At 41.4% G+C, this 546-nt stretch carries 1 protein-coding gene; it reads left to right on the plus strand.

Going from position 1 to position 546, the window contains the following annotated elements:
- Nucleotides 1-260 (plus strand): hypothetical protein (locus HC752_RS24990; RefSeq protein ID WP_238930632.1); only part of this gene is annotated, 260 nt, incomplete at its 5' end.
- Between the last annotated feature and the right edge of the window lie 286 nt (nucleotides 261-546).

Below are 546 nucleotides of genomic sequence, written 5' to 3' on the forward strand. Positions count from 1 at the left end.
CCACCTTAGATATGGTTGAGGAATCGAACTTTCCAGCACTGAAGTTGGCTATTTTCGAGAACCTTACAACCCTCGAATTTTCAAAGCGCTATAACGCCCAATTAAGTAGCCAAAAACGTACAAATACGATTTCAGCAAAACACCGTAAACACAAAACTCAACGCAAACTAAAAATGCCACACGTTTTTGGTCTGCTTGAATTGTTTGTTATGAACGGACTTTACGGCAACCTCAGTTTTCCAACAAATACTGAAGCCTAAGACACAGAGCCAATTCACAAAATGCCGGCAGCTACTCGATAAACCCACACCAAGTTGACTCAAAACGCCCGCCAAATTTGGAGTTTTCAAAACCCTGCCGCCCCACGAAAGCAACGGCGAAGCAAATGGCTGCTAGAAAGAAACACTTGGAAAAAATAACCAAACAGCCAATTTGCCTTTTGATGAAACCCAAGCGGCATTTCACCAAAGGAACATTGCCGATTTTCAATTGGGAAAGATTCAAATCATGATGAAAATAAAAGTAAACTTTGAACCTTAGCCCCTA

The sequence above is a fragment of the Vibrio sp. S9_S30 genome (assembly GCF_014694455.1).
GTDB lineage: Bacteria > Pseudomonadota > Gammaproteobacteria > Enterobacterales > Vibrionaceae > Vibrio.